The sequence below is a fragment of the Baekduia alba genome (genome assembly GCF_028416635.1).
GTDB classification, from domain to species: domain Bacteria; phylum Actinomycetota; class Thermoleophilia; order Solirubrobacterales; family Solirubrobacteraceae; genus Baekduia; species Baekduia alba.
In genome coordinates this window covers 3,708,837-3,735,065 of the sequence record NZ_CP114013.1, presented here as the reverse complement: position 1 = coordinate 3,735,065, position 26,229 = coordinate 3,708,837, and the positions used below count along the sequence as shown (strand labels likewise).

The 26,229-nt window shown below is 72.7% G+C and carries 26 protein-coding genes; 22 read left to right on the top strand and 4 right to left on the bottom strand.

The features are described from left to right. Positions 1 to 40: 40 nt before the first annotated feature. Positions 41 to 853 carry a hypothetical protein gene (locus tag DSM104299_RS18800; protein ID WP_272473177.1) on the top strand — a complete coding sequence of 271 codons (813 nt, stop codon included), beginning with the start codon at positions 41 to 43 and terminating at the stop codon, positions 851 to 853. 21 nt (positions 854 to 874) lie between these two features. On the opposite strand, the gene DSM104299_RS18795 is transcribed toward DSM104299_RS18800, so the two are convergent. Next, positions 875 to 1,021, bottom strand: a complete 147-nt coding sequence (locus DSM104299_RS18795; protein ID WP_272473176.1) for a hypothetical protein — start codon at positions 1,019 to 1,021, stop codon at positions 875 to 877. Positions 1,022 to 1,140: 119 nt separating this feature from the next. Between DSM104299_RS18795 and tig the strand changes: the two genes are divergently transcribed. The 9 genes from tig (at position 1,141) to DSM104299_RS18750 (ending at position 9,905) form a co-directional block, all read left to right on the top strand. Next, positions 1,141 to 2,511: a trigger factor gene (tig, locus tag DSM104299_RS18790; RefSeq protein ID WP_272473175.1), complete on the top strand. Its 1,371-nt coding sequence runs from the start codon at positions 1,141 to 1,143 to the stop codon at positions 2,509 to 2,511. 124 nt (positions 2,512 to 2,635) lie between these two features. Continuing rightward, the gene (locus DSM104299_RS18785) at positions 2,636 to 3,577 is read left to right on the top strand and encodes a hypothetical protein (protein WP_272473174.1); all 942 of its coding nucleotides are present in this window, start codon (positions 2,636 to 2,638) and stop codon (positions 3,575 to 3,577) included. Then, positions 3,567 to 4,886, top strand: a complete 1,320-nt coding sequence (locus DSM104299_RS18780) for a hypothetical protein (RefSeq protein WP_272473173.1) — start codon at positions 3,567 to 3,569, stop codon at positions 4,884 to 4,886. Before DSM104299_RS18785 ends, DSM104299_RS18780 begins: the two co-directional genes overlap by 11 nt. After that, positions 4,883 to 6,301: a hypothetical protein gene (locus DSM104299_RS18775; protein WP_272473172.1), complete on the top strand. Its 1,419-nt coding sequence runs from the start codon at positions 4,883 to 4,885 to the stop codon at positions 6,299 to 6,301. The genes DSM104299_RS18780 and DSM104299_RS18775 overlap by 4 nt, the downstream gene beginning before the upstream one ends. 171 nt (positions 6,302 to 6,472) lie before the next feature. Beyond that, positions 6,473 to 7,057 (top strand): ATP-dependent Clp endopeptidase proteolytic subunit ClpP, encoded by a 585-nt coding sequence (gene clpP, locus DSM104299_RS18770; RefSeq protein ID WP_272473171.1) that lies wholly within the window; start codon positions 6,473 to 6,475, stop codon positions 7,055 to 7,057. Positions 7,058 to 7,101: 44 nt separating this feature from the next. Beyond that, positions 7,102 to 8,370 carry an ATP-dependent Clp protease ATP-binding subunit ClpX gene (clpX, locus tag DSM104299_RS18765; RefSeq protein WP_272473170.1) on the top strand — a complete coding sequence of 423 codons (1,269 nt, stop codon included), beginning with the start codon at positions 7,102 to 7,104 and terminating at the stop codon, positions 8,368 to 8,370. Between the two features lie 178 nt (positions 8,371 to 8,548). Beyond that, on the top strand, positions 8,549 to 9,268 hold the full coding sequence (gene nudC, locus DSM104299_RS18760) for an NAD(+) diphosphatase (RefSeq protein WP_272473169.1): 720 nt from the start codon (positions 8,549 to 8,551) through the stop codon (positions 9,266 to 9,268). Between the two features lie 20 nt (positions 9,269 to 9,288). After that, entirely contained in the window at positions 9,289 to 9,552 is a 264-nt protein-coding gene (locus DSM104299_RS18755; RefSeq protein ID WP_272473168.1) for a hypothetical protein, read from the top strand. Positions 9,553 to 9,737: 185 nt separating this feature from the next. Further along, on the top strand, positions 9,738 to 9,905 hold the full coding sequence (locus tag DSM104299_RS18750; RefSeq protein WP_272473167.1) for a hypothetical protein: 168 nt from the start codon (positions 9,738 to 9,740) through the stop codon (positions 9,903 to 9,905). 6 nt (positions 9,906 to 9,911) lie between these two features. On the opposite strand, the gene DSM104299_RS18745 is transcribed toward DSM104299_RS18750, so the two are convergent. Both DSM104299_RS18745 and DSM104299_RS18740 read right to left on the bottom strand, forming a co-directional pair. After that, positions 9,912 to 10,715: a class I SAM-dependent methyltransferase gene (locus DSM104299_RS18745; protein WP_272473166.1), complete on the bottom strand. Its 804-nt coding sequence runs from the start codon at positions 10,713 to 10,715 to the stop codon at positions 9,912 to 9,914. 74 nt (positions 10,716 to 10,789) lie between these two features. After that, positions 10,790 to 11,566, bottom strand: a complete 777-nt coding sequence (locus DSM104299_RS18740; RefSeq protein WP_272473165.1) for a class I SAM-dependent methyltransferase — start codon at positions 11,564 to 11,566, stop codon at positions 10,790 to 10,792. 16 nt (positions 11,567 to 11,582) lie between these two features. Here DSM104299_RS18740 and DSM104299_RS18735 point away from each other — a divergent pair, with 16 nt between their 5' ends. From DSM104299_RS18735 to DSM104299_RS18710, 6 genes are all read left to right on the top strand, one after another. Further along, a complete protein-coding gene (locus DSM104299_RS18735; protein WP_272473164.1) occupies positions 11,583 to 14,135 on the top strand; it encodes a valine--tRNA ligase in 2,553 nt (850 codons plus the stop codon). Then, the gene (locus DSM104299_RS18730; RefSeq protein ID WP_272473163.1) at positions 14,135 to 15,406 is read left to right on the top strand and encodes a bifunctional folylpolyglutamate synthase/dihydrofolate synthase; all 1,272 of its coding nucleotides are present in this window, start codon (positions 14,135 to 14,137) and stop codon (positions 15,404 to 15,406) included. The genes DSM104299_RS18735 and DSM104299_RS18730 overlap by 1 nt, the downstream gene beginning before the upstream one ends. Then, positions 15,403 to 15,525 (top strand): hypothetical protein, encoded by a 123-nt coding sequence (locus DSM104299_RS18725; RefSeq protein ID WP_272473162.1) that lies wholly within the window; start codon positions 15,403 to 15,405, stop codon positions 15,523 to 15,525. Before DSM104299_RS18730 ends, DSM104299_RS18725 begins: the two co-directional genes overlap by 4 nt. A 13-nt stretch (positions 15,526 to 15,538) precedes the next feature. Then, on the top strand, positions 15,539 to 16,066 hold the full coding sequence (locus DSM104299_RS18720; protein WP_272473161.1) for a zinc ribbon domain-containing protein: 528 nt from the start codon (positions 15,539 to 15,541) through the stop codon (positions 16,064 to 16,066). Positions 16,067 to 16,178: 112 nt separating this feature from the next. Next, entirely contained in the window at positions 16,179 to 16,583 is a 405-nt protein-coding gene (gene ndk, locus DSM104299_RS18715) for a nucleoside-diphosphate kinase (RefSeq protein ID WP_272473160.1), read from the top strand. A 13-nt stretch (positions 16,584 to 16,596) separates the two neighbouring features. Beyond that, the gene (locus DSM104299_RS18710; protein WP_272473159.1) at positions 16,597 to 17,349 is read left to right on the top strand and encodes a Maf family protein; all 753 of its coding nucleotides are present in this window, start codon (positions 16,597 to 16,599) and stop codon (positions 17,347 to 17,349) included. Here DSM104299_RS18710 and DSM104299_RS18705 read toward each other — a convergent pair. Then, on the bottom strand, positions 17,346 to 18,071 hold the full coding sequence (locus tag DSM104299_RS18705; RefSeq protein ID WP_272473158.1) for a hypothetical protein: 726 nt from the start codon (positions 18,069 to 18,071) through the stop codon (positions 17,346 to 17,348). The two genes, DSM104299_RS18710 and DSM104299_RS18705, sit on opposite strands and share 4 nt — an antisense overlap. Positions 18,072 to 18,182: 111 nt before the next feature. Here DSM104299_RS18705 and DSM104299_RS18700 point away from each other — a divergent pair, with 111 nt between their 5' ends. The 6 genes from DSM104299_RS18700 (at position 18,183) to rodA (ending at position 26,216) form a co-directional block, all read left to right on the top strand. Continuing rightward, on the top strand, positions 18,183 to 20,192 hold the full coding sequence (locus DSM104299_RS18700; RefSeq protein WP_272473157.1) for an FG-GAP repeat domain-containing protein: 2,010 nt from the start codon (positions 18,183 to 18,185) through the stop codon (positions 20,190 to 20,192). 183 nt (positions 20,193 to 20,375) lie between these two features. Continuing rightward, the gene (locus tag DSM104299_RS18695) at positions 20,376 to 21,425 is read left to right on the top strand and encodes a rod shape-determining protein (protein WP_028072814.1); all 1,050 of its coding nucleotides are present in this window, start codon (positions 20,376 to 20,378) and stop codon (positions 21,423 to 21,425) included. Positions 21,426 to 21,464: 39 nt separating this feature from the next. Beyond that, the gene (mreC, locus tag DSM104299_RS18690; protein ID WP_272473156.1) at positions 21,465 to 22,355 is read left to right on the top strand and encodes a rod shape-determining protein MreC; all 891 of its coding nucleotides are present in this window, start codon (positions 21,465 to 21,467) and stop codon (positions 22,353 to 22,355) included. Next, positions 22,355 to 22,924, top strand: a complete 570-nt coding sequence (mreD, locus tag DSM104299_RS18685) for a rod shape-determining protein MreD (protein ID WP_272473155.1) — start codon at positions 22,355 to 22,357, stop codon at positions 22,922 to 22,924. Before mreC ends, mreD begins: the two co-directional genes overlap by 1 nt. Further along, positions 22,924 to 25,014 carry a penicillin-binding transpeptidase domain-containing protein gene (locus DSM104299_RS18680; protein WP_272473154.1) on the top strand — a complete coding sequence of 697 codons (2,091 nt, stop codon included), beginning with the start codon at positions 22,924 to 22,926 and terminating at the stop codon, positions 25,012 to 25,014. The genes mreD and DSM104299_RS18680 overlap by 1 nt, the downstream gene beginning before the upstream one ends. After that, positions 25,011 to 26,216, top strand: coding sequence for a rod shape-determining protein RodA (gene rodA, locus DSM104299_RS18675; RefSeq protein ID WP_272473153.1), 1,206 nt, complete (start codon positions 25,011 to 25,013; stop codon positions 26,214 to 26,216). The genes DSM104299_RS18680 and rodA overlap by 4 nt, the downstream gene beginning before the upstream one ends. The last annotated feature ends 13 nt before the right edge of the window (positions 26,217 to 26,229 follow it).

The window sequence follows — 26,229 nt, the reverse complement described above, 5'->3', positions numbered from 1 at the left end:
TCATCTTGGAAAGGGAAACCAACAGGGAGGCTTCCACCCCATGTTCCGCAAGCTGTTCCGATCCAAGGGCCCGCTGGTCCTTGTCTCCGCGGTCGTCATCGGCCTGCTCGCCTCGTCGTTCGCCATGGCGTCCGGCGAGGGCAAGAACCTGCTGCTCGGCAAGCGCAACCCCGGCTCCAACGCCTCGGCCGCGCTGTCCTCCGAGACGCAGATCATCGCCAACAACGGCACCTACGGCACCCGCCAGTCCAACAAGTCCGACAACGGCGGCGGCGCCATCTACGGCTGCCGTTCCAAGCTCGGCGGCTCCGAGAAGGGCAACGAGCCGTGCGTGCGCGCCTCGAACCTGGCCGACGGCCGCGCGTTCGAGTTCTCGGCCAACGGCGGCACCGAGGTCGGCCGCATCACGTCGGGCAACACCAAGGCCGCGCCGTTCACGACCAACGCCACCGGCGTGGCGACGGGCCTGAACGCCGACCAGGTCGACGGCAAGGGCGCCGACGACATCGCCAAGGCAGCGCACGACGACGCGGTCGCCGTGGCCGCCGCCGCGGTCCAGGGCAGCACGTCGTTCGCCGCGGTCGGCGCCGATGGCACGCTCGGCGGCAAGCGCGGCGCGACGTCGTCGGCCCGCACGTCGGACGGCAACTACAACGTGGCGTTCGCCAGCGACATCTCGGCCTGCGCCATCCAGGTGACGGAGTCGACGATCAGCAACGCCGGCGCGGCCTCGGCCCAGCTCGGCGCCGACAAGAAGACCGTCTCGGTGCGCACGCGCGCCGGCGGCGGCGCCGACGGCACGGGCACGCCCGACGTCACCGACCGCCCGTTCCACATCACGGTCAGCTGCTGAGGCAGCGGTAGGGCAGGCGCATCACGTCCCTCGCACGCGTGCGCGTGCGAGGGACAGGCGCCACAGCAGGACGCCCCAGTCCGCGACGCCGCCGTACAGGTGGCCGAGTGGACCGGTGTACAGCCACGCGAGAACCCGCGTGGAAGGGGAGAGGCGGCGTGCGGCCATGTGCCGGCACCGTAGACGTCCGCGCCCGGCGATGGCTGGCGAGTGCGCCGACAGGCGAGCTCGCGCAAGGCAAGGCGAGCCCCCTGGGCGAGTCCTTGCCCGCTATCTTCCGAAGCCTCATGGCCGCTGCAACGAACGTCAAGACCACCGTCGAAGAGCTCCCCGAGTCCCGGGTTCGAGTCGCCGCGGAGGTCACCCCGCAGGAGGTCCAGCGGCGGATCACCGAGGCCGCCGGCCGCATGGGCCGCGACCTGCGCATGCCGGGCTTCCGCAAGGGCAAGGTGCCCGCGCCGGTCGTCGTCCAGCGCATCGGCCGCGAGGCGATCCTCGACGAGGCCGTGCGCTCCGCGCTGCCGCGCTGGTACGTCGAGGCCATCGACGAGGCCGGGATCAAGCCCGTCGGCGACCCCGACGTCGACCTCGGCGACCTGCCCGACGAGGGCCAGCCGCTGACCTTCACGATCGAGATCGGCGTCCGCCCGACCGCCACGATCGGCGACATCTCCAAGCTCGAGGTCGAGCGCCGCGAGCCCGAGGTCGACGAGCAGGCGATCGACGAGCAGGTCGAGCAGCTGCGCCAGCAGCTCGGCCGCCTCGAGACCGTCGAGAAGGACAGCGAGAGCGGCGACTTCGTCGTCATCGACTTCAAGGGCTCGATCGCCGGCGAGGACGGCGAGCGCGACTACTTCGCCGGCGGCGAGGGCCGCGACCACCTGCTCGAGCTCGGCTCCGGCCAGTTCATCGAGGGCTTCGAGGAGCAGCTGACCGGCGTCAAGGCCGGCGACGAGAAGGTCGTCGAGGTCACGTTCCCCGAGGAGTACGGCTCCGCCCCGCACCTGGCCGGCCAGGCCGCCCGGTTCGAGGTCACCGTCAACGAGGTCAAGGCCAAGCAGCTGCCCGAGCTCGACGACGACTTCGCGACCGAGGCCGGCGGCTTCGACTCCGTCGACGAGCTGCGCGAGGACATCGCCACGCGCATGCGCGAGGCCGACGAGCAGAAGATCGAGGCCGAGTTCCGCGAGGCCGCGCTCGACAAGGTCGTCGAGGGCGCCACGGTCGAGATCCCCGAGTCGCTCGTCGAGGCCCGCGCCCGCGAGCTGTGGGAGCAGATGCTGCACTCGCTCTCGCACCGCGGCATCACCAAGGACGCCTACCTGCGCATCGCGCAGAAGACCGAGGACGAGCTGCTCGCGGAGGCCACGCCGGACGCCGAGCAGGCGCTGCGCCGCGAGGCCGTCCTGGCCGCCGTGATCGCCGCCGAGGACATCAAGCCCTCCGACGGCGACATCCTCGACGCGCTCCAGGACTCCGCCCTGCAGCAGGGCACCAAGCCCGAGAAGCTGCGCAAGCAGCTCGAGCAGCAGGGCCGCCTCGACGACCTCGTCGAGGACCTCGCCCAGCGCCAGGCCGTCGAGCTGCTCGCCGAGCGCGCGGGCGGCGCGGCCCCGGCCGAGGCCGAGGCGGAGCCCGCCGCCGCGACCGAGGAGTAGCCGATCGCGGGGGAGACGTTCGCGTCTTTCCGGCATCGACGTTCACCGGACAGCCTGACCGATCGGGCAGTCCGTCTTGACCGGTTTGGGGTTCTGCTGCGGTCGCTGATAGGTTGCCGCGCCGATGCCACGGTCCAGCTCTCGCCTCACCCTCGTTCTCGCCTCGCTCGTCACGGTCCTCCTCGTCGCGCTGCTGGCGGGGATGGCGCTGGGGGCGAGCGGGCCGCCGACGCCGCACCGCGCGACGCCGGGCGGCTATGGCTATGGGTATGGGTACGGGTACGGGTACGGGTATGGGTATGGATACGGCGGCTGCGGCTACACGCCCGGCTGCTCGCCGCCGAATGGCATCGTCTACGGGATCGTCTATGACCGCGACGTCTACGAGCGGCGCGTCGCCGAGGGCCTGAGCCCGCTGGCCGCGAAGCTGGCGGCGCACTTGGCGGGCGCCTCCGTGACTTTGCAGTGGGTCGGTGAGCCCTGGACGGTGGTGCCCATCAACGCGGTCACGCCGCACACGAACCCCCAGCAGACCGACGCGTCCGGCCACTTCTCCTGGGTCACCGCGCTGGGCGGTCCGTGGCTGGAGCGCGTCGCGGTCTCGCTCAGCGGCTACGTCACCGCCTACAGCACGCCGGCGCCCGCGTCGTCGGACGACGCGCGCGACGTCGGGCTGACGCCGGTCGCCGCGCCCGGCGGGGGCACGCCGGACGGGGGCGGCACACAGGGCGGCGGCGGGTCGGCGACGCCCGTCCCCGGCGCGAACCCGGCCCCGGCACCGCCCGCGACGCCGCCGACCACCGGTCAAGGCGCGGTCGTCAAGCGTCCGGTCGTCCCCGCCAAGCCCAAGGGCTGCGCGGTCAAGAAGGGCACCGCACGCGCCGCGTGCGTGCGGGCGGAGAAGCTCGCCAAGGCGCTGAAGAGCTGCCGGACCCTGAAGCGCGCCAAGCGCGCGACGTGCGCGAAGCGCGCCCGGGCGCTGTCGGCGTGCGACGCGAAGAAGGGCAAGAAGCGCACGACGTGCCGCGCGAAGGCCCGGGCCATCGGCCGCAAGCGTGGGCGCTAGGGCGCGACGGCTCGCCGCGGCGCTCGCGGTCCTGGCGCTGGTCGCGTTCGGCGGCGCGCCGCTCGCGCGCGCCGACATCGGCATCAGCGACAGCCGCGTCGCGATGCTGTCGGACTGGCGCTTCACCGACCTCGGCGTCGGCCACGTGCGGCTCGTCGTGCCGTGGGACATCGCGGTCGACCATCCGGAGGCCACCGACGCGTTCCTGCGCGCCGCGCGGGCGAGCGGGGTCGACGTGCACGTCGCGTTCGAGCACATCGCGGGGGACCAGTGCCCGAGCCTGCCCTGCACGCTGCCCAGCGTCACCGACTACCGGACGGCGCTGGTCGCGTTCCGCGACCGCTGGCCATGGGTGACGAGCTTCACGACCTGGAACGAGGCGTCGCACGAGACGCAGCCGACCCAGCACGACCCGGGCCGCGCTGCCGCCTACTACGACACGCTCGTCGACGCCTGCCCGACCTGCGAGGTCGTCGCCGCCGACGTCCTGGGCGGCGACCCCGGCCTGCCGCAGTGGCTCGCGGCGTTCCGCACCGCTGCGCGGCATCCGCCGGCGCTCTACGGGCTGCACGACTACAGCGACGCCGATCGCCGCTCGACCGCCGACCTCGACGGCATGCTGTCGACGATCGGCGGCGCGCGGCTCTGGATCACCGAGACCGGCGGGATCGTGCGGTTCCGCACGCGCGACGGCGTCGAGACGATGGGCTACGACCCGGCGCGCGCGGCGCGCGCGGTCGCCTTCGCCCTGGGGGTCGCCGACGCCTACGGCACGCTCGTCCCGCGCACCTACATCTACAGCTTCACGGGCGGCGGCCGGATGGACACGGGCCTGATCGGCCTCGACGGGGCCACGCGCCCCGCCTACGACGTCCTGCTCCAGTACCAGCGCGCGCACCAGGTCCCGCCGCTGCCGCGCCCGCCCGGCCAGGAGCAGTCGGCCACGCCGCCGTGGGACCAGCGCGGGCGCGTCGACCCGGCCACCGGCCGGGCGACCGGGGGCGGGAAGGCCGGCGCGGGCGGGATCGTCACTGGCCCGCGCCGCCTCGTCGTGCGCTCTCCGCGGGTCCGGCGCAGCGGACGGCTCGGGCTGCGGCTCCTGCTGTCGTGCCCGGCGGGCGCGCCGCGCTGCGTCGGCCACGTGCGGGCGTCCGGCCTCCGCCGCGCGGCCTACCGCGTGCGCGCCGGCGGGCGGGCGACCGTCCTGCTGCACTGCGCGCGCCGGCGGCCGCGCAGCGGGACGAGGTTGCGGCTCGCGTTCACGCAGACGGGCGTCGCGCCCTGGCACGCGCGGGTGACCGTGCGATGAGCGCGGCCGTCGCCGCGGCGCCGCCCGCGGCCACGGCGCGGCGCGCCTCCGGTGCCCTCGCGCGGGTGCCGGTGGTCGGGTGGACGGCGGTGCTCGCCCTCGTGCTCCGCGTCGCCTACGGGCGGCCGGCGCCCGGCTATGACGCGTGGTGGTCGCTGGCGTGGGGGCGGCAGCTCGCGCATGGCGCGGTGCCGGACCTGACCGCGCCGGTCGCGCCGACGCCGCATCCGCTGGCCATCGCCGTCGCGTCGCCGCTGAGCCTGCTCGGCGACGCCGCGCCCGCCGCGCTGGCGCTGCTCGGCCTCGTCGCGTTCGCGGCCGTCGGCGTCACGGCGGCGGTGCTCGGCGCGCGGCTGTTCGGGCCGGTCGCGGGCGCGCTCGCCGCCGCGATCCTGCTCACGCGGCCGCTGCTGGTCGGCGAGGCGCTGGAGTGCTCGGTCGACGTGCCGTTCCTCGCGCTCGTGCTCGGCGCCGGCGCGGCGGTCGCCCGCCGGCGCCACGGCCGCGCGCTCGCGCTGCTCGCCGTCGCCGGCCTGCTGCGCCCGGAGGCGTGGCCGCTCGCGCTCGCCCTCGGCGCCTATGCGCGCGACCGGCGGCTCGTCGCGCTCGCGCTCGCCGCGCCCGTCCTCTGGCTGCTGGCCGACCTCGCCGCCACCGGCGATCCGCTGCACTCGCTGCACGGCACCCGCGCGCTGGCCGGCGATCTCGGGCGGTCGCGGTCCTTCGGCGCGGCGCTGCGGCTGGCCCCGGACGCGCTCACGGCCGTCCTCGGCGACGGCGTCGCGCTGCTCGGCGGCGCGGCCGCGATCGCCGCGGTCTGGCTCGTACCGCGCCGCGCCGCGCTCCCGCTGGCGATCCTCGGCGCGGGCCTCGCCGGCTTCCTCGTCCTCGGCCTCGCCGACCTGCCGCTGCTGTACCGCTACACCATCCTGCCGGCGGCAGCGCTCGCGCTGCTGGCCGCGTGGGCGCCCACGGCGTGCACGGTTCACCGCGTCCTCGCGCCCGCGTCGATCGCCGCGGCGGCGGTGCTCCTCGCCACCACGCCGACAGCGCTCCGCGCCGCCCACCGCCACGCCACCGCCACCCGCGCGATCCGCGGCGAGCAGCGCGACCTCACGGACCTCCTCGTCGCGCCGCGCACGGCCGGCGCGCTGCGCGCCTGCCCTGGCCCGCCGCTCCTGGCCCAGCAGCGCCCGGTGCCGCAGGTCGCCTACCTGCTCGGCCGATCGCCGGCGGCGATCCGGGTCGGCGGCGCGGCGCCCGCGACCGGCGTGATCCTCTCGCCGGAGCCGGGCTCGCTGACCTTCGCCGACCGCCTCGCGTCCGGCGACCGGCCCGCCCCCGAACCCGGTGCGACGCGCGGCGCCCGGCTTCTGGACGCGCGCGGCGCGTGGACCGCGCTGGCCAGGTGCTGAACGATCGGTCGGACGGACCTAGGACGGTCGTCTGCGACGCTCAAGGACGCTCGTCCAGAACCGACCTGAAAGCCCAGGGAGCGCTCCTGGCCGGGTGCTAACGTCCACGAACCTGCGCGGCAGACCGTGGCAGGAATACACCCCGCTGAGAGAGAACGAGCACGAGGTCACATGAGTCCACTGGTTCCGATGGTCGTCGAGCAGACCTCACGTGGTGAGCGTGCGTTCGACATCTACTCCCGCCTGCTCAACGAGCGCATCGTGTTCCTGGGCACGCCGGTGGACGACCAGATCGCCAACCTGATCGTGGCCCAGCTCCTGCACCTGGAGTCCGAGGATCCCGACAAGGACATCTCGCTGTACATCAACTCCCCTGGCGGGAGCGTGTACGCGGGTCTGGCGATCTACGACACGATGCAGTTCATCAAGCCCGACGTGCAGACGATCTGCGTGGGCATCGCGATGTCGATGGGCGCGCTGCTGCTGGCCGGCGGCGCCGAGGGCAAGCGCATGGCGCTGCCCAACGCGAAGATCCTGATCCACCAGGTCTCCTCCGGCTTCCAGGGCCAGGCGACGGACATCGAGATCCACGCCAAGGAGATCATCGACATCCGGCAGCGCTTGGACCACATCATCGCCCAGCACACCAAGCAGGAGTACGACAAGGTCCGTACCGACACGGAGCGTGACTACTTCATGAGCTCCGAAGAAGCGGTCAAGTACGGCATCATCGACCGGGTCATCTCCGAGCATTAGACTCGGCTGGTCCTTCCGGATAGAGACTGAAGAGGCGGATGTAGATGGCGCGTCCCACCGACTCCAACGAGCAGCTCCTGTGCAGCTTCTGCGGGAAGTCGCAGCGGCAGGTCAAGAAGCTGATCGCCGGACCCGGCGTCTACATCTGCGACGAGTGCATCGATCTCTGCAACGAGATCATCGATGAGGAGCTGACCGCTCCGCCCTCGTTCGACCTCGAGAACCTCCCGAAGCCGCGGGAGATCTACTCGGTCCTCGACGAGTACGTCGTCGGGCAGGAAGAGGCCAAGCGCACGCTGTCGGTGGCGGTCTACAACCACTACAAGCGCGTGCAGATGATGCAGTCGGCCGACGCCGACATCGAGCTGCAGAAGTCCAACATCCTGCTGCTCGGGCCGACGGGCTGCGGCAAGACGCTGCTGGCCCAGACGCTGGCGCGGATCCTGAACGTCCCGTTCGCGATCGCCGACGCCACGGCGTTGACCGAGGCCGGCTACGTCGGCGAGGACGTCGAGAACATCCTCCTGAAGCTGATCCAGGCGGCGGACTACGACGTCAAGAAGGCCGAGACCGGGATCATCTACATCGACGAGGTCGACAAGATCGCCCGCAAGGCCGACAACCCGTCGATCACGCGCGACGTGAGCGGCGAGGGCGTCCAGCAGGCGCTGTTGAAGATCCTCGAGGGCACGACCGCCTCGGTCCCGCCACAGGGTGGACGCAAGCACCCGCACCAGGAGTTCCTGTCGATCGACACGACGAACATCCTGTTCATCTGCGGCGGCGCGTTCGCCAACCTCGACCAGGTCATCGAGCGCCGGATCGGCCACAAGGGCATCGGCTTCGGCGCCGAGATCACGCGCAAGGCCGACGAGGACAAGGGCGAGGTCTTCCAGAAGTGCCTGCCCGAGGACCTGGTCAACTACGGGCTGATCCCCGAGTTCATCGGGCGCCTGCCGGTCATGAGCGCGGTGCACCAGCTCTCGCGCGAGGACCTGATCACGATCCTCACCGAGCCGCGCAACGCGCTCGTCAAGCAGTTCCAGCGCTTCTTCCAGTTCGACGGCATCGAGCTGGTGTTCTCCGAGGACGCCCTCGGCTCGGTGGCCTCGCTCGCGCTCGAGCGCGAGACCGGCGCCCGCGGCCTGCGGTCGATCATCGAGGAGACGCTGCTCGACGTGCAGTTCGAGCTGCCGTCGCGTCGCGACGTCAAGAAGTGCGTCGTGACCAAGGAGACGATCGAGAAGGGCATCACGCCGACGCTCGTCACCGAGGCCGTCGAGGACGACACGCCGCAGGCCGAGTCGGCGTAGCGGTCGGTCGTCGGTCGGTCCCACGCCTTCCTCGCCTGAACCCATCGCCTTCGCCGGCGGCGCGCTGGATCGCGCCGGCCTCCGGCGCACCGACGACGCGTGGCTGGCGTCCGCCTGGGCCGATCCGGCCGCGCAGGGGATCGTCGTCGGCCGCGGCGGCGCGGCGGTCGAGCCGGTCGTGCTCGACGGCGACGACGGCGAGCTGCGCGACGCGATCTTCCTCGGCGTCGGCGACGAGGGCGCGCCGGTCTTCGCGATCGAGCGCGACGCGGTCGAGCTGACGGGCCTGCGCGAGCTGGCCGTGTCGCTGCCGGCGCAGCAGCTGGGCGTGATCGCCTACGCGAGCGCGATGGCCAACTGGGCCCGCGCGACGCGCTTCTGCGGGACCTGCGGGCTGGCGACCGAGCCGCGCGAGGGCGGCCACGTCCGGGCCTGCGGCAACGGCCACCAGCACCATCCGCGCACCGATCCGGTCGTGATCATGCTCGTGACCGACGGCGACCGCGCGCTGCTCGGCCGCCAGGCCGGATGGCCGGCCGGGCGCTACAGCGCGCTGGCCGGGTTCGTGGAGCCGGGCGAGCGCCTGGAGGACGCGGTCGCGCGTGAGGTCGAGGAGGAGTCCGGCCTCGCCGTGCGCGACGTCCGCTACATCGCCTCCCAGCCCTGGCCGTTCCCGGTCTCGCTGATGCTCGGCTTCCACGCGACCTACGCCGGCGGCGAGATCCACCGCGCCGACGAGGAGCTCGAGGACGTCAGCTGGTTCACCCGCGCCGAGATCGCGGCCGCCGTCCCCGGCGACATGCTCTGGATCGACGGCGCGGCCTCCGACCGCCTGATGCTGCCACCACCGACCGCGATCGCCCGGCTGCTGATCGATCACTGGGTCGAGCAGGGCTGACGCCGGGTAGCCCCTGAGCGATGCCACACCTTCCCGGCCGCAAGGCCGTTCCCTGGTTGCTGCTCCTCGAGGCCGCGATGGTGCTGCGCGCGCACTGGGGGCTGCTCGACGTGCAGGACCGTGGTGAGCTGTCGCGGATCGTCAAGAAGTCGCACGGCAACCCGCGCAACCTCACCAAGAACGAGCGCAGCGAGCTGCTGCGGATCATGCGGCGGCTGGATCTCGTGACGGCCGGCCGCAAGCTGCTGCCGTTCCACGGCGGCGTGCACCGCTCCCGCCGCTAGCCCAGGCGTCGCGGGCGTGGCCTGCGGGAGGTCGCGTCGGCTGAGCGCCGCTGCCGACGAGGTCCACCGGCGCGACGTCGTCCTGAGCGTCGACGGCGAGGAGCACCGGCTCGCCATCGACACGCGGGCGACCCTGCACGACGATCGAGCAGGCCGACGACGGCGGCCTGCGCGTCGGCGCGGCCGTGACCAACACGGCGCAACCCGATGGGGTCGAAGGCATCGGGGAGATCGGGATCGTCGGCGCGGCGGCCGCGGTCGCCAACGCCGTCCACCACGCCTGCGGCGTGCGAGACTGCAACCTCCCGTTCCGCCTGGACCGCGTCCTCGACGGCCTCCAGCACCAGGCCTAGATCGGCCTAGCGGTCGTGGTGGGCCACGACCAGCAGGTAGGACGCCGGCAGGCGCACGGCGCCGCCTTCGCCGCGGTTCCACTCCGCGATCAGGCCGGCGAAGCGCTCGCGCAGCTCGGCGTAGCGGTCGCCGAGCATCCCGCGCGCGGCGACCAGCGCGCCGAAGTTCGCCTCCTGCCAGGCCAGGGTCGCGGGCAGCGACGGGAACTCCCAGACGATGTGCCCGCGCGTGACCTCCAGGCCGGAGGAGTGCGGCGCCAGCCGGCGGCGCACCGTCGTCTCGATGCCCCAGTCGATCGGCCGGTCGGTGCCCAGCGGCACCGGCAGGTACTCGCCCATCAACGTGGTGATCTGCCCGGTGAAGCCGTCCGGCGTCCAGGCGGTCAGGCCGACGACGCCGCCCGGCGCGGTGACGCGGAACGCCTCGGCGATCGCGACCTCCGGCCGCGGCGCGAACATCAGCCCGAAGACCGACGTGACCGCGTCGAACGCGCCGTCGGCGTAGGGCAGCGCCTCGGCGTCGGCCGCCTCCCAGCGGATGTCGAGCCCCTGCGCCTCGGTGCGGGCGCGGCCCGCGGCCAGCAGCGACGGCGCGAAGTCGGTGGCGGTGACCCGCGCGCCCGTGCCCGCCGCCGCCACCGCGGCGTTGCCGTCGCCGGCCGCGACGTCCAGCACCCGGTCGCCGACGGCGATGCCGCACGCCGCGACGAGCGTCTCAGCGGCCGGCATCAGGCGCTTGGCGACCGCTGGGTAGTCGCCGAGCGCCCAGAAGTCCTTCATACGCTCCTTGAGCTGCGCAACGTCGGACATCCCGCGGCGATCCTCGCCGATCCTCCGGATCGAAGCCATGTCCGGTCGGCACACATCGGCGTCTCCCCGCCGTGCTAGACCGCCCGGGCCACGATGTTCAGCCGCACGTAGTCGTGGACCGGGTCGGGCTCCATCGCCTCGGCCACGGCGTCGACGAAGCCGTCGTGCAGCGCGTCGGGCAGGCGCTGGAGGTGCGAGCCGAGCGACACCGTCCGCAGGAACTCGCGCAGCGGCTCCGGGTACTGCGGCGACGGCTCCAGCCAGCAGCGCTCGACGGCGAACCCGGCGCGCTCCAGGCGCGCGGTCGTCTCCTCGGGCTCGGCGTAGTTCCACGGCCCGGGCCAGCCGGCGAAGGACGGCGCGTAGGGCTCGCGCGCGCTGACCTCCTCGATCGCCCGGACGACGTGGGCCACGTTGCCGCGCCCGCCGCACTGCGCGACGAACGGCGCGCCCTCGACCAGCGCGCCGCGTACGCGGGCGAACAGCCGGTCGTGGTCGGCGATCCAGTGGAACGTCGCGCTCGACACCGCGGCGTCGGCGGGCGGCGCGACCGCCAGCTCCACCAGGTCCTGCTGCTCGAACGACGCGCGCGGGTCGTCGCCGAGCCGGCGCGCGGCCTCTTCGACCATCTGCGCGGAGCCGTCGATCCCGAGCGCGCGACCGTCCGGACCCAGCCGCTCCAGCAGTTGCGCGGTCACGCGGCCCGTGCCGCAGCCGAGGTCGAGGACGGTCTCGTCACCGCGCAGCGGCAGCCGGTCGAGGATCTGCGCGCCCCATTGCTGGTGCGGCTGCGCGAGGCCGTGGTAGCTCCCCGCGTCCCACTCGCGGGGCCGTCCTGATGCGTCGTCCATACACTGCGATCCTCTCATGTCGAGCCTGAAGGACCGCAAGCGCTTCGAGCCCTCGGAGGTGGAGCCGCGCATCGTCGAGCGCTGGCTGGACTCCGGGCTGTTCCACCCCGATCCGGAGGGCACGGCCGACGAGAGCTTCTCGATCGCGATCCCGCCCCCGAACGTCACGGGCGCGCTGCACATGGGCCACGCGCTCAACGGGTCGGTGCAGGACACGCTGATCCGGTTCCACCGCCAGCGCGGGCGCCGCGCGAAGTGGATCCTGGGCACCGACCACGCGGGCATCGCCACGCAGACGCAGGTCGAGAAGCGCCTGCTCGGCGAGGGCACGTCGCGCGAGGCGATCGGCCGCGAGGCGTTCATCGCGAAGACGTGGGAGTGGCGCGAGGAGTTCGGCGGCACGATCATCGAGCAGTTCAAGCGCCTGGGCGCGTCCCTCGACTACGAGGAGGAGCGCTTCACGCTCGACGAGCGCTACGTGCAGGCCGTGTTGAAGGTCTTCGTCGACCTGTACAACAAGGGTTGGATCTACCGCGACAACTACATGGTCAACTGGGATCCGGGCTCCGGCTCGGCGATCAGCGACCTGGAGGTCGAGGAGCGCGAGGTCCAGGACACGCTCTTCCAGGTCGCCTACCCGCTGACCGACGGCTCCGGCGAGGTGGTCGTCGCGACCGTGCGGCCGGAGACGATGCTGGCCGACGTCGCCGTGGCGGTGCATCCGGACGACGAGCGTTACCGCGACCTCGTCGGCAAGACCGTGACGCTGCCGCTGGTCGGGCGCGAGCTGCCGATCGTCGCCGACGAGTACGTCAAGACCGACTTCGGCACCGGCTGTTTGAAGATCACGCCGGGCCACGACCCCAACGACTTCGAGATCGGGCGCCGGCACGGGCTGCCCGAGCTCAGCGCGATCGGCGAGGACGGGCGGATGACCGACCTCGTCGCCGCCTACGCGGGGCTGACCGTCGCCGAGGCGCAGGCCCAGGTCGTCGCCGACCTCGACGCCGCGGGCGCGCTCCGGGCGCGCGAGCCCTACACGCACACCGTGCCGTTCAGCCACCGCTCGGGCCAGCGCATCGAGCCGCTGATCTCGCTGCAGTGGTTCATGAAGATGGACGAGCTGGCCGCGCCGGCGATCGCCGTCGTGCGCGAGGGCCGGGTCCGGATCCATCCCGAGTCGCAGTCGCGCCGGTACGTCGACTGGCTGGAGAACATCCGCCCGTGGTGCATCTCGCGCCAGCTGTGGTGGGGCCACCAGATCCCCGTCTGGTATCGGTCCCACCCCACCCACGACACGCACGTCGGGACGACCGCGCCCGACGGCGAGGGCTGGACCCGCGACCCCGACGTCCTCGACACGTGGTTCAGCTCGGCGCTCTGGCCGTTCGCGACGCTCGGCTGGCCCGAGCAGACGCCCGAGCTGAAGGCGTTCTACCCGACCGACGTGCTCTCGACGGCGCGCGACATCCTGTTCCTGTGGGTGGCGCGCATGGTGATGATGGGCCTGGAGTTCACGGATGACATCCCGTTCTCCGACGTCTACATCCACTCGGTCATCCAGGCGCCCGACGGCCGCCGGATGTCCAAGTCGCTGGGGACCGGGATCGACCCGGTCGAGCTGATCGACGCCCACGGCGCCGACGGCGTGCGCTTCGGCCTGCTGGCGATGTCCTCGACGCAGGACGTGCGCTTCAGCGAGGAGAAGGTCGCCCAGGGCCAGGCGCTGGCCAACAAGCTGTTCAACGCCACGCGGTTCGTGGTGACCAACGCGAACCCGTCCCACCCGCCCACCGAGCCGGCGCCTCGCCCGACGAGCGTCGAGGACCGCTGGATCCTGTCGCGCCTGGTCGCCGCGCGCGCGGACTTCGAGGAGCGGATCAAGGCCTTCGACTTCTCCAAGGCCGCGCTCGGGTTGTACGACTTCGTCTACGCGGAGCTGTGCGACTGGTACCTGGAGCTGATCAAGGGCCGTGAGTACGACGAGGCCCTCAGCGCCCATCTGCTGTACGTGCTGCGCGAGACGATCGCGCTGGCGCACCCGATCATCCCGTTCGTCACCGAGGAGCTGTGGGAGCACGTCGGCGGCACCGGCCTCCTCGCCGCGCACGTCACGGGCCCCGAGGACGGCGGGGCCGTCCGCGACGGCGACGCGGAGCACGACATCGAGCGTGTCATCGCGACCGTGCAGGCCGTGCGGTCCTGGCGCGACGCCGGCGGCGTCAAGCCCGGCGCCTTCCTGGAGGCGCGGGTGGACGGCCTCGGCGACAACGGCCTCGTCCCGCTGGTCGCGCGCCTCGCGCGGCTGACGCCGGTCGGCGCCGACGACGCCCGCGCGCCGGTCGCCGCGATCCCGGTCGCCGGCGTGCAGGTCGAGCTGCTCGAAGGCGTCGACCCGGCCGACGCGGCCGCGAAGCTCGACGCCGCGCGCAAGACGCTGCGGGTCGAGATCACGCGCGCCGAGGGCAAGCTGGCCAACGAGGGCTTCGTCGCCAAGGCGCCGGAGGCCGTGGTCGCCGCCGAGCGCGAGAAGCTGGAGCGGCTGCGCGCCGAGCTGGAGGCGCTGTAGTGACGGAGCGGACGATGCGGTTGGAGGACGCCGAGCGGCTGCTGCTGTCGCTGGAGCTGTTCGGGATGCGGTTCGGGCTGGACCGCATGCGCCGGCTGCTGACCGCGCTCGGCTCCCCGCAGGAGCGCTTCGGCGCGGTGCACGTCGTCGGGACCAACGGCAAGTCGTCGACGGTCCGGATGTCCGCGGCGATCCTGCGCAGGCACGGCCTGCGCGTCGGCGCGTACCTGTCGCCGCACCTCGTGACGTTCGCCGAGCGCGTGCGGGTCGACGACGCCGACGTCAGCGGCGCCGAGTTCGCCGCTGCCGTCCAGCGCGCGGCGGCCGCGGCCGAGAAGGTCGACCGACGCTCGGATCCCGACGACCGCGTCACGCAGTTCGAGCTGCTGACGGGCGCGGCGTTCGACCTGTTCGCGCGCGCCGGCGTGGACGTCGTGGTGGTGGAGGCCGGCCTCGGCGGGCGCTTCGACGCGACCAACGTCCTGAGTTCCGACGTCTCCGTGCTGACCAACGTCGGCCTGGAGCACACGCGCTGGCTCGGCCCGACGGTCGCCGACATCGCCACCGAGAAGCTCGACGTGCTGGAGCGCGGCACGACGCTCGTCCTCGGCGCCGACCTGCATCCGGACGCGCGGGCGCTGGCCGAGCGGACGGCGGCCGAGCGGGACGCCGCGCTGGTCGTCGCGCCCGCCGACCCGGGCGCCGGGATGGAGGTCCTGGCCCGCGGGAGCTTCCAGCGGCGCAACTTCGCGCTGGCGATCGAGGCCGCGCGCGCCTACCTGGCGACGCGCGGGCGCGCGCTCGACGACGTCGCGGTGCACGCGGCGGGCGCGTCGACGCTGGTCCCGGGGCGCTTCGAGCTCATCGCGACGGGGCCGGACACGGTGATCGACGGCGCCCACAACCCGGGCGGCCTGGTCGCGCTGGCCGAGGCGCTGCCGGAGTTCGTCGGCGACCGCCGCCTCGTCGCCTGCCTCGCCGTCCTCGACGACAAGGACGCGACCGAGATGCTGCGGACGCTGCTGCCGCTGTGCCATGCGGTCGTCACCACCCGCGCGCAGTCGCCGCGGGCGCTTCCGCCGGCCACGCTGGCGTCGCTCTGCCACCAGCTCGGCTTCGCCGGCCCGGTCGAGATCGTGGGGGAGGCGCGCGCCGCGCTGGACCGCGCGCGGACGCTCGCCGGCCCTGACGGCGTCGCCCTCGCGACGGGCTCGATCTACCTCATCGCCGACCTGCTGCGCCCCGTCGGCGCGGCCCGGAGCACCCTGTGAACGACGAAGAAGACGGCCCGCGCGTCGGGGTCATGATCGCGGTCGTGGCTGTCTCGGTCGCCCTCGTGATCTTGATCTTCTTCGGCGTGGGGTACGGGTTTGGCCGCCTCTTTCTCTAGCATCTGGGAGCACATGCCCGTCGAAGCGGTCTTCGGGATCGACAGCTCCGGCCTCAACACGGCCGTCAAGCTGCTGGTCCTCTTCCTCGTCGTCATCTACGTCGCGTTGATCTACTACACGTACGCGGACGCGCGGCGGCGCATCGAAGACCCGATGCTCATCGGCTGCGCGACCGCGGCCGCGCTGTTCCCGTTCGTCGGGACGATCGTGTACATGATCGTGCGTCCGCCGGAGTACCTCGACGACGTCCGCGAGCGCGAGCTCGAGATGCAGGCCGCCGAGGCGCGCATGCACGGCGCCGGCTACCTGCTGTGCCCGCACTGCGACCACGAGGTCAAGGACGACTTCCTGCGCTGCCCGCACTGCCTGCGCAAGCTGAAGGACCCGTGCGGCACGTGCGCGAAGCCGCTGGACCCGGCATGGAAGATCTGCCCGTACTGCGAGGCCGAGATCCCGGGCGTGACGCCGCAGCCGCGGCGCCGCCGCCGCCGTCAGGCCGGCGACCTCGAGCAGACGGCGGTCAGCGAGCCCGGCTCGTAGAGTCCGGGGAACGCTCGCCTGGCGGCTCGCGTTCCCTGGCGTGAAGCTCGCGCGGGGCGCTCGTTCCCGCGGGCCTTCATCACCTCGAACATCACCTCTAGGAGAACGACCCGTGTCCCGGACCCTCATCCTCGTCAAGCCCGACGCGTTCGCGCGCGGCCTCACCGGCGAGATCCTCGCGCGCTTCGAGCGCAAGGGCCTCAAGATCGCCGCCCTCAAGCTCGTCACGACGTCGCGCGAGACGGCGGAGACGCACTACGCCGAGCACGCCGAGCGCCCGTTCTTCGGCGAGCTCGTCGACTTCATCACCAGCGCCCCGCTGGTCGCCGCCGTGCTCGAGGGCGACGACGTCGTCAAGGCCTCGCGCCAGCTGATCGGCGCGACGAACCCGCTCGAGGCCAACACCGGCTCGATCCGCGGCGACTTCGCGATCGCTGTCGGCCAGAACCTCGTGCACGGCTCGGACTCCGACGAGTCCGCCACGCGCGAGATCGGGATCTGGTTCCCCGAGCTGTAGGACGCGCGCCGGCATGAGTCGCTTGGTCCTGGCCAGCGGCTCGCCGCAGCGTCGGGCGATCCTGGACGACCTGGGCCTCGCGTTCGAGGTCCGGGCGTCCGACGTCGCCGAGGAGGACGAGGGAGCACCGCGCGTCGTCGCGTCCGAGAACGCGCTGCGCAAGGCGCTGGCGGTGGCGGCGACCGCGCCGGATGACGTGGTCCTCGGCTGCGACACGCTCGTCGCGACGGAGCTGGAGATCGCAGATCACTCCTCCGGCTCCGCCGGGTCTGAGATCGCAGATCACTCCTCCGGCTCCGCCGGGTCTGAGATCGCAGATCACTCCTCCGGCTCCGCCGGGTCTGAGATCGCAGATCACTCCTCCGGCTCCGCCGGGTCTGAGATCGCAGATCACTCCTCCGGCTCCGCCGGGTCTGAGATCTGGGGCAAGCCGGCCAACGCCGACGCCGCGCGCGAGACGCTCAAGCATCTGTCGGGGCGGACGCACCAGGTCGTCAGCGGCCTGGCCCTCGTGCAGGCCGGCGACGTCCGGGCCGCGACCGAGGTCACCGCGGTGACGTTCCGCGACCTCGACGACGCGACGATCGACTGGTACGTGAGCACCGGCGAGTGGGAGGGCCGCGCCGGCGGCTACGCGATCCAGGGCCGCGGCGCGGTGCTGGTCAAGCGCATCGTCGGCGACTACCTCAACGTCGTCGGCCTGCCGGTGGGCGCGCTCCTGGACCTGTGGCCGAGCCTGACACGGGACTTCCGCGCCCGCCCCTAGTGCGGGCGGCAGAGGAACGCGATCTGCTGCTCGGGCGTCCGGAACGCCCGCCCGGCGTAGACCGCGAGCTGGTCCTTCTGCTCGGCGAGCAGGTGCGTGGCCTCGGTGCGGCTCATCGCGCCGAGGGCGACGCCGCGGTCGGCGCGCTTGACGAGCAGCGCCCACAGCGCGCCGCGGACGTGCTCGGCGCTCTTGCCGCCGCGGGCGCCGATCGCGATCGGGCTCATCGCGTGGTCGCGCAGCGTGCGGAAGCGCGCGGGGGAGAGGCCGAAGACGCTGCGGGCGTTGTCCGGGATCGCCGGCGTGTGGAAGACGTGGAAGAGCACGTGGCGGCTGAGGTGCGCCTGGGTGAGGAGCGTCTCGGCGCGCTTCTGGAGCACCGGCCGCATGGCGCGCTTGACGTGCGCCAGCCGCGGGGCGACGAGCGCGTGCGCGATCTGCGCGGTGCTGCCCGGCACGTGATGGGCGTGGGCGAGCTGCAGCAGCGTGCGGTGGTCGTTCAGCCACGTGGCGAGCTCGTCGTGGTCGGTGCCGACCACGACGTCGAGGCGGTCCTCGTCGAACGGCAACCACGCCGACATGACCCACTCGTCGGTCGGCAGCCAGTCCAGCCGCGCGCCCTTCGGCGCGTGCGTGTCGGCCGCTCCGGCGGTCGCGACGCCGACCAAGGCCATCAGGATGGCCGCGGCGGCCAGGAGCGGAAGCAGGACTCGGGAGCGCATGTCCTCTAGAACGGGTCGTCCGGGCGCTCGCCCCCACACCTAGGGCTCGACGTCCCACACCCGGGCCGGTCGCTGAAGGCCGCCGGCCCGGCTGCCGACTACCCGGGGTGGATGTTCGCGCCTGCCCGTCGCCCCCTGTTCCTGATCGTGCTCGCCGCCCTCGCGGCGACGGTCCCCTCCGGCGTGACGGCCTCCGCCGCGCGCGCGGCGGGCATGGGCGCGGACCCGACCTTCGACGCCCGGCGCACGCTCGCGCTGGGCAGCGGCGCCACCGATCCGCGCAGCCTCGCGGTCGGCGACCTCGACGGCGACGGCCGGCTCGACCTCGTCGCCGGCTCGGCCGGCGGCGGGACGGGCGCGGTGTCGGTCCTGCGCGGCACGGGCGGCGGCGCGTTCGCCGCCCCGCTGGGCAGCCCGTTCGGCCTCGGCACCGCCGGCGGCGTCGGCGCGATCGCGCTGGGCGACGTCAACGGCGACGCGCGGCCCGACGTCCTGGCGGCCATCGGCTCCGGCACGAGCGACGACGACCAGCTCGTCCCGCTGGCCGGCGACGGCACCGGCGCGCTGGCGGCGGGCGCGCCGCTGGCCGTCACCGGCGAGAACCTCACCGGCGTCGCGCTGGCCGACCTCGACGGCGACGGCGACCTCGACGCGCTGACCTCCTCCATGACCGCCACCGCCGTCGAGCAGCTCGGCGTGGTCGAGAACGCCGGCGGCTCCGGCCTCGCGCTCGCCTCGGCGACGGGCGCCGCCTCCACGCTGCTCGCGACGGCGCTCGCCGCCGGCGACCTCGACGGCGACGGCACGCCCGACGCGCTCGTCGTCTCGCGCAACGCCGGCACGGGCAGCGCCTGGGTGGCGACGGACGCGAACCTCACGCTGACGCCCACGACGCCCGTCGACGTCGGCGCCGACCCCGTCGCGGTCGCGCTGGCCGACGTGGACGGCGACGGCGACCGCGACGGCCTCGTCCTCGACGGCTCCGCCGCGCTCGTCACGCTGCTGCGCAACGACGGCGCCGGCGCCCTGAGCGCGACCGGGATCGCCGTCACCGGTCTGACGGCCGGGACCGGGCTCGCGACCGGCGACCTCAACGGCGACGGCGCGGCCGACCTCGTGGTCACCGACGGCGCCGCCGGCACGGTCGGCGTGCTGCGCGGCGACGGCACCGGCGACTTCGCCGACCCGACCTGGACCGCGGCGGGCGCCGGCGCGCGCGCCCCCGTGGTCGCCGACCTCACCGGCGACGGCCGGCCCGACGTCGCGACCGCGGACGCGGCGGCCGACGCGCTCAGCCTCCTGCCCAACGCCGGCGCTCCCGCGCCGGAGGGAACGCTCAGCGCGCCGTTCGGCACCGAGACCGTCGGCCGCACCGGCGCCGCACGCACGATCACGGTCGCCAACACGACCGCCGGCGCCGCGGCCCTGCACGTCACCGGCATCGCCACCGCCGGCGCGGCGCCGGACGACTTCCTCGTCACCGGCGACGACTGCACCGGCCAGGCCCTCGCCTCCGGCGCCACCGTGACCTGCGCGGTCCGGATCCGCTTCGCGCCCAGCGCGGCCGGCGCCCGCGCCGCGACGCTGCGCATCCGGTACGCGACCGGCGCGTCGTCCACCGCGACCGCCGACGTCGCGCTCGCCGGCACCGGCGCGGTCGAGCCGGCCACGGCGACCACGACGCCGTCGACAACCCTCGACGACGGCTCGACCCCCGCGGCCGCCGCGACCCCGGCGGCGACGGCCGCCCCGACCGTCCCGGCGCCCGCCGCCACGCCGGTCACGGCAGCCAAAACACCCAATTTGCAGCCTCAGGCCAAGAAGAAGACGGCGAGGCTCATCCTCACCTTGAGCCACAGGAAGCTCATGGTCGCGACGGGCGCGCCGGTCGTCGTCGGCTTCGCCCTGGGCCGCGCCGCGCGCGTCGTCCTGCGCGTCAAGCGCGCGGGCCGGACGGTCGCGATCGTCCGCCATCCGGGCCGCGAAGGCCGTGGGAGCCTCAAATGGGACGGACGCCTGGGCAAGGCCGCCGCACCCAAGGGCACCTACCGCCTCGACGTCTACGCGGCCGCCGCCGACGGCCGCGCGGCGCGAGCCTCCATCGCACTCACCGTCAAGTAACGCTCGAGGGTTCTCGAGCCTTTCGCTCAGCAGCGGTGTTTTGCAGCGTTTTCCGCGCTGCAATGAGGCATTCGTGACAACCGGGAGCGCCGATCGGTCCGCTAGACTCCGCCTCGCGGCTCGTCCACTCGCCCCGCCAGTCGCGGGGCGCGCGCATCCTTCGGACGATCCGTCCCCTCCGGCATGGGCTTCTTCAGCTACCTCACCGGCTTCGGTGGCCGCGACATGGCGGTCGACCTTGGCACCGCGAACACGCTCGTCTACGTGCGTGGTCGCGGCATCGTGCTCTCCGAGCCGTCCGTCGTCGCGATCGACTCGCGCACGGGGGAGGTGCATGCCGTGGGCATCGAGGCCAAGCGCATGCTCGGCCGCACGCCCGGCACGATCCAGGCCATCCGGCCGCTGAAGGACGGCGTCATCGCCGACTTCGACGTGACGGAGGAGATGCTCCGCCACTTCATCCAGAAGGTGCACCAGAACCGCTGGGCGCATCCCCGCGTCGTGGTCTGTGTTCCCTCTGGCGTGACCGGTGTCGAGAAGCGCGCCGTCGAAGAGGCGTGCCTCAGCGCCGGCGCGCGCCAGGCGTACCTGATCGAGGAGCCGATGGCTGCCGCGATCGGGGCCGGGTTGCCGGTCGGCGAGCCCACGGGCTCGATGATCGTCGACATCGGCGGCGGCACCTCCGAGGTCGCGGTGATCTCGCTCGGCGGCATCGTCGTGTCGCAGTCGATCCGCGTCGGCGGCGACGAGCTCGACGAGGCGATCATCAACTACGCCAAGCGCGAGTACAAGCTGCTCATCGGCCAGCAGACCGCGGAGGAGGTCAAGCTGGAGATCGGCTCGGCCTACCCCATGGACGAAGAGGTCCAGGCCGAGATCCGCGGGCGCGACATGGTGTCGGGCCTGCCCAAGACCGTCGTGCTGACCAGCGAGGAGATCCGGCAGGCGCTCGAAGAGCCCCTGTCGCAGATCATCGACGCGGTCAAGGAGACGCTGGACCGGACGCCCCCCGAGCTCGCATCCGACATCATGGATCGCGGCATCATGCTCGCGGGCGGCGGCTCGCTGCTGCAGGGGCTCGACGAGCGCCTGCGGGAGGAGACGCAGATGCCGTCCCATCTGGCCGAGTCGCCCTTGACGTGCGTCGCGGTCGGGTCCGGCCGCTCGCTCGAGGAGTTCGAGGTGATCCATCGGACGAACAAGAATTCGAGGAACCGGCGCAGGCCGCGTTAGCGCCGCGCCCGGAGACCAAGCTTTGGAGTCGCGTACAACATGTACGACAAGACGGTTCGCCGGCGGCGCGCAGTCCTTGGGCTGCTCGTGGTCAGCTCCCTGATCCTCCTCACGGCCTACTTCCGCGAGCCCACCGGCGGCGCGCTGCACAACGTGCAGCGCGGCATCCTGACGGTCGTCTCACCGATCCAGGACGGCGCCAGCAAGGCGCTCAAGCCCGTGCGCGACCTCTTCGGCTGGGTCGGCGACACCGTCACCGCCAAGGGCGATCTCAAGGACGCGCGCTCCGAGCGCGACAAGTTCCGCTCCGAGGCGATCGCCTCCGAGGCGGCCGTCCGCCAGAACGCGAAGCTCCGCGGGCTCCTGAACCTGGACCGGATCCCGAACGACCTGTCGCCCTACCGGCCGGTCACGGCCCGCGTCGTGACGCGCTCGCCCACACTGTGGTTCGCGAAGATCACGATCAGCAAGGGCTCGGGCGACGGCATCCGCGTCGGCCAGCCGGTGATCGCCGCAGACGGCGACGGCTCCGACGACGCCGGGCTGATCGGCAAGGTCGACTCGGTCGTCGGCAGCTCCGCGGTCGTGCGGCTCATCACCGACTCCTCGATCGCGGTCGCCGCGACCACCGCGGACGGCTCGGTCTCCGGCACCGTCAAGCCCAGCCCGGGCAACCCCCGCGACCTGATCATGGACGGCGTGGCGCAGAAGGTCGTGGTCCAGCGCGGTGACTTCGTCGTCACCGCCGGCACGGTCTCGCGCCGCAACGACCTGCCGTCGGTCTACCCGCCGGACCTGCCCATCGGGCGGATCACGCGCGTCGAGGACGCGGGGTCGCTGGACCAGGTCCCGCACCTCAAGCCGTTCGTGGACCCGCGCCGGATCGAGTACGTCCAGGTCCTGACCAGGCGCGTGAACGACAACCGCTGATGGCCGGGCTGAGCCCACAGATCGCGCTGCGCCTCGCCGTCCTCTGCGTCGGCGTCGTCGTGCTGCAGGTGGCCGCGGTCTCGCAGGTCGTCATCTTCGGGACCAGCGCCGACCTCACGCCGCTCGTCGTCGCGGCCGTCGGCCTGATGTGCGGGTCGATCAGCGGCGCGATCTTCGGCTTCTGCGTCGGCTTCCTCTTCGACGCCGCGCTCGTCCAGACCATGGGCCTGACGAGCTTCGTCTGCATCGTGGCCGGCTACGGCGCCGGGCGCCTGCGCGAGCTGCGCGACCCGCAGTCCGTCGTCGTGCCGATGATCGTCGGCGCGGTCGCGACCGCGATCACGACGTTCGGCTACGGGCTGTTGAACTTCATGCTGGGCATCGACGCGCCGGTCAGCTTCCTGCTGCTGCGCGTGATCGTGGCGACGATCGTCTTCAACGCGATCATCGCGATCCCCGTGTTCGCGCTCGTGCGCCGCTGGCTCGGGCCGGCGCTGCCCGAGGACCCCCGCCGCCGCCGGCGCCGGGCCTACACGACCGGTGGCCTGTCCCCGCTGAGCCGCGCCTGATGCCGCTCGATCCCTCCAACGACCGGCGCCCGCCGATCACCCCGCAGCTCGCGCTCCGCGTCGCCGGTGCCGGCGTGGTCGCGTTCATGCTGTTCGGGATCATCTTCTTCCGGCTCTGGTACCTGCAGGTCCTGGACGGCGACAAGTACCTGGCCCAGGCGCGCGACAACCGCGTGCGCGTCGAGCGGATCGCCGCGCCGCGTGGCAACATCGTCGACGCGAGCAACCTGCCGCTCGTCGAGAACCGCAAGGCCACGGTCGTCGCGTTCAACCCGGCCAGCCTGCCCGTCGCGTTCCGCGACGAGGTCGCCGCCTACGGCCAGCACGCGGGGCAGTGGGCCGCGCGCAAGGCCAAGCTCGTCAAGCAGCTGGGCAAGACCAAGGGCACCAAGCAGGCCGGCAGCGCGCCCGCGCGGCCGGCGGCCTCCGGCGAGCTGCTCACGCGCTTCCGGCGCCTGAGCCGGGTGCTGGAGATGTCGCCCAAGACCATCAACAACCGCGTGGTCGACGGCGTCGTGCAGGTGCCCTACGCCAACGTCCGGATCCGCACCGACGTCCCGCCGCCGCAGCGCACCTACATCGAGGAGCGCGAGAAGGACTTCCCGGGCGTGACCGTGGAGTCGGTCTTCCTGCGCCAGTACCCGCAGAAGACGCTGGCCGCCCAGATCCTCGGCACGATCGGCCAGATCAGCGGCACGCAGATCAAGAGCAAGGGCTTCAAGGGCATCGCGGCCGGCACCGACATCGGCCAGAGCGGGCTCGAGGCCCAGTACGACAAGTTCCTGCGCGGCGCCGACGGCGAGTACCGGATCGACGTCAACGCGGCCGGCGAGCGCCGCCGCGCGACGGTCTCCCAGAAGCCCAAGCAGGGCGAGGAGCTGCGCCTGTCGCTGCACCTCGAGCTCCAGCAGGCGGGGGAGAAGGCGCTGCGCCAGGTCGGCGGCGGGCTCCCCGGCGCGTTCGTCGCGCTCGACCCGCGCGACGGCTCGATCTACGCGATGGGCTCCAACCCGAGCTACAACCCGCGCGACGCCGCGCCCGGCCGCTACTCGACCGACGAGGCCTACCGGGCCAAGTTCCTGGATGCCTCCACCGACCACCCGCTGGTCAACCGCGCCGACGAGAGCGCCTATCCGACGGGCTCGATCTTCAAGCCGATCACCTCGCTGGCGGGGCTGGACTCCGGCACCACCACGCTGTCGCGGATCTTCAACGACCAGGGCTGCTACAAGACCGGCGCGCGCGACGTCGACAAGGCGTGCAACGCCGGCGGCACGTCCTACGGCAACATCAACCTGGTCGACGCGCTGCGCGTCTCGTCGGACACCTACTACTACGACCTGGGCAAGCGCATGTACGGGCGCCTGCCGTCGCTGCCGCTGCAGAACTGGGCCCACAAGCTCGGCGTCGCGCGCAAGACCGGGGTCGACCTCCCCGGCGAGGCGACCGGCTCGATCCCGAGCCCGCAGCAGATCCGCAAGCTCCAGGACGCGGAGCGCAAGTGCCGCAAGGAAGAGCACAAGTCCAGCTGCGGCTACGCCTACCTCGACACCTCCTGGAACCCGGGCGACGAGTCGAACTTCTCCGTGGGCCAGGGTGGCCTGCAGGCCACGCCGCTGCAGATGGCCGTCGCCTACTCGACGATCATCAACGGCGGCCTGGTCCCGACGCCGCACCTCGGCGCCGAGGTGCAGAACAGCCGCGGCTACACCCAGAAGATCGACAAGCCCACGCGCCGCCACGTGGAGATCAACCCCGCCTGGCGCGACGCGATCATGGAGGGGCTGTCGGAGGCCGCCAGCAAGGACGGCGGCACCTCGAAGCAGGTCTGGGACCAGGGCTGGCCGCGCAGCAAGTACCCCATCTTCGGCAAGACCGGCACGGCCGAGCGCCAGCCGCAGGCCGACCAGTCCTGGTACGTCGGCTACTCCTACGACCACACGCCCAACAGCAGGCCGATCCTCGTGGTGTGCACGGTCGAGCGCGGCGGCTTCGGCGCCGCGACCGCGGCGCCGATCGTCCGGCTGATCATGTCCAAGTGGTTCGGCGTCGCGCCGAAGGTCGTGCGCGGGGAGTCGACCGACCAGTGAGCGCCGCCTCCACGCCCCTGCGCGACATCGACGACGTGCCGCCGCGCGACCGCGTCAGCGTCCAGGGCATGGCGCTGCCGTTCGACGTCGTCCTGCTGCTGGCGGTCGCCGGCCTCGCCGCGTGCTCGCTGCTGGCGATCAAGACGTCGACCGCCGACGACATCGCCGGCGACCCCACCTACTACTTCAAGCGCCAGCTCGTGTTCTTCGCCGTCGGCGGGGTCCTGTCGCTGGCGCTGACCCGCTTCGACTACGCGCTGCTGCGGCGCGCCCGCTGGTACGTCTACGGCTTCCTGATGGTCTCGATCTTCGCGGTCAAGGTCATGGGGTCGGTCGCCAAGGGCGCGCAGCGCTCGATCGCGCTCGGCCCGTTCCAGTTCCAGGCGTCCGAGCTCGGCAAGGTGCTGATCGTCGTCGTGCTCGCGAGCTTCGCGGCCGACCGCGCGCGGCGCCTGAACGAGTGGGACACCACGGCCCGGATCATGTTGTTGGCTTTGATCCCGGCCGCCTTCGTGATGGTCCAGCCCGACCTCGGGTCGGCGCTCGTCTACGGGGCGATCTCGCTGGCCATCCTGTTCTTCGCCGGTACCCCGGTCCGTCACTTCCTGGCGCTCATCACGCTCGGCGCCGTGGCGATCAGCATCGTGCTGGTCGCCGCGCCCGCCGCCGGAGTGGAGGTCCTGCACGGGTACCAGAAGGAGCGGCTGACGTCGTTCCTGCACCCGTCCGCCGACACCAACAAGGCCGGGTATCAGCAGCACCAATCGCTGATCGCGATCGGCTCCGGTCAGAAGACCGGCCGTGGCGACCACGCGACCCAGACCAAAGACAACTTCCTCCCCGAGCACCACACCGACTTCATCAACGCGGTCGTGGGTGAACGCTGGGGCTTCGTCGGCGCAGCGCTCGTGCTGTCGCTCTACGCGCTGCTGATATGGCGCGGGCTGCGCATCTTGACCATGGCGAAAGACCTGTTCGGCGCCGTCATGGCGGGCGGCATCGTCGCGATGCTGCTGTTCCAGGTCTTCGTGAACGTCGGCATGACCCTCGGGATCATGCCCATCACCGGCATCCCCCTTCCGCTCATGAGCTACGGCGGATCGTCGGTGGTCTCAACCCTCTTGGCCATCGGCCTCCTCCAGGCGATCTACGTCCAAGGACGTTCATCGGCTGCGACCAAGGGCCGCATCATGAGCCACTGATTTGGTAAGGACC

Bases quoted from the DNA above. Each gene is read 5' to 3' on its own strand.
- DSM104299_RS18800 (WP_272473177.1), top strand. From the start codon at position 41: ATGTTCCGCAAGCTGTTCCGATCCAAGGGCCCGCTGGTCCTTGTCTCC.
- DSM104299_RS18795 (WP_272473176.1), bottom strand. From the start codon at position 1,021: ATGGCCGCACGCCGCCTCTCCCCTTCCACGCGGGTTCTCGCGTGGCTG.
- tig (WP_272473175.1), top strand. From the start codon at position 1,141: ATGGCCGCTGCAACGAACGTCAAGACCACCGTCGAAGAGCTCCCCGAG.
- DSM104299_RS18785 (WP_272473174.1), top strand. From the start codon at position 2,636: ATGCCACGGTCCAGCTCTCGCCTCACCCTCGTTCTCGCCTCGCTCGTC.
- DSM104299_RS18775 (WP_272473172.1), top strand. From the start codon at position 4,883: ATGAGCGCGGCCGTCGCCGCGGCGCCGCCCGCGGCCACGGCGCGGCGC.
- clpP (WP_272473171.1), top strand. From the start codon at position 6,473: ATGAGTCCACTGGTTCCGATGGTCGTCGAGCAGACCTCACGTGGTGAG.
- clpX (WP_272473170.1), top strand. From the start codon at position 7,102: ATGGCGCGTCCCACCGACTCCAACGAGCAGCTCCTGTGCAGCTTCTGC.
- DSM104299_RS18755 (WP_272473168.1), top strand. From the start codon at position 9,289: ATGCCACACCTTCCCGGCCGCAAGGCCGTTCCCTGGTTGCTGCTCCTC.
- DSM104299_RS18745 (WP_272473166.1), bottom strand. From the start codon at position 10,715: ATGTCCGACGTTGCGCAGCTCAAGGAGCGTATGAAGGACTTCTGGGCG.
- DSM104299_RS18740 (WP_272473165.1), bottom strand. From the start codon at position 11,566: ATGGACGACGCATCAGGACGGCCCCGCGAGTGGGACGCGGGGAGCTAC.
- DSM104299_RS18735 (WP_272473164.1), top strand. From the start codon at position 11,583: ATGTCGAGCCTGAAGGACCGCAAGCGCTTCGAGCCCTCGGAGGTGGAG.
- DSM104299_RS18720 (WP_272473161.1), top strand. From the start codon at position 15,539: ATGCCCGTCGAAGCGGTCTTCGGGATCGACAGCTCCGGCCTCAACACG.
- DSM104299_RS18710 (WP_272473159.1), top strand. From the start codon at position 16,597: ATGAGTCGCTTGGTCCTGGCCAGCGGCTCGCCGCAGCGTCGGGCGATC.
- DSM104299_RS18705 (WP_272473158.1), bottom strand. From the start codon at position 18,071: ATGCGCTCCCGAGTCCTGCTTCCGCTCCTGGCCGCCGCGGCCATCCTG.
- DSM104299_RS18700 (WP_272473157.1), top strand. From the start codon at position 18,183: ATGTTCGCGCCTGCCCGTCGCCCCCTGTTCCTGATCGTGCTCGCCGCC.
- DSM104299_RS18695 (WP_028072814.1), top strand. From the start codon at position 20,376: ATGGGCTTCTTCAGCTACCTCACCGGCTTCGGTGGCCGCGACATGGCG.
- mreC (WP_272473156.1), top strand. From the start codon at position 21,465: ATGTACGACAAGACGGTTCGCCGGCGGCGCGCAGTCCTTGGGCTGCTC.
- mreD (WP_272473155.1), top strand. From the start codon at position 22,355: ATGGCCGGGCTGAGCCCACAGATCGCGCTGCGCCTCGCCGTCCTCTGC.
- DSM104299_RS18680 (WP_272473154.1), top strand. From the start codon at position 22,924: ATGCCGCTCGATCCCTCCAACGACCGGCGCCCGCCGATCACCCCGCAG.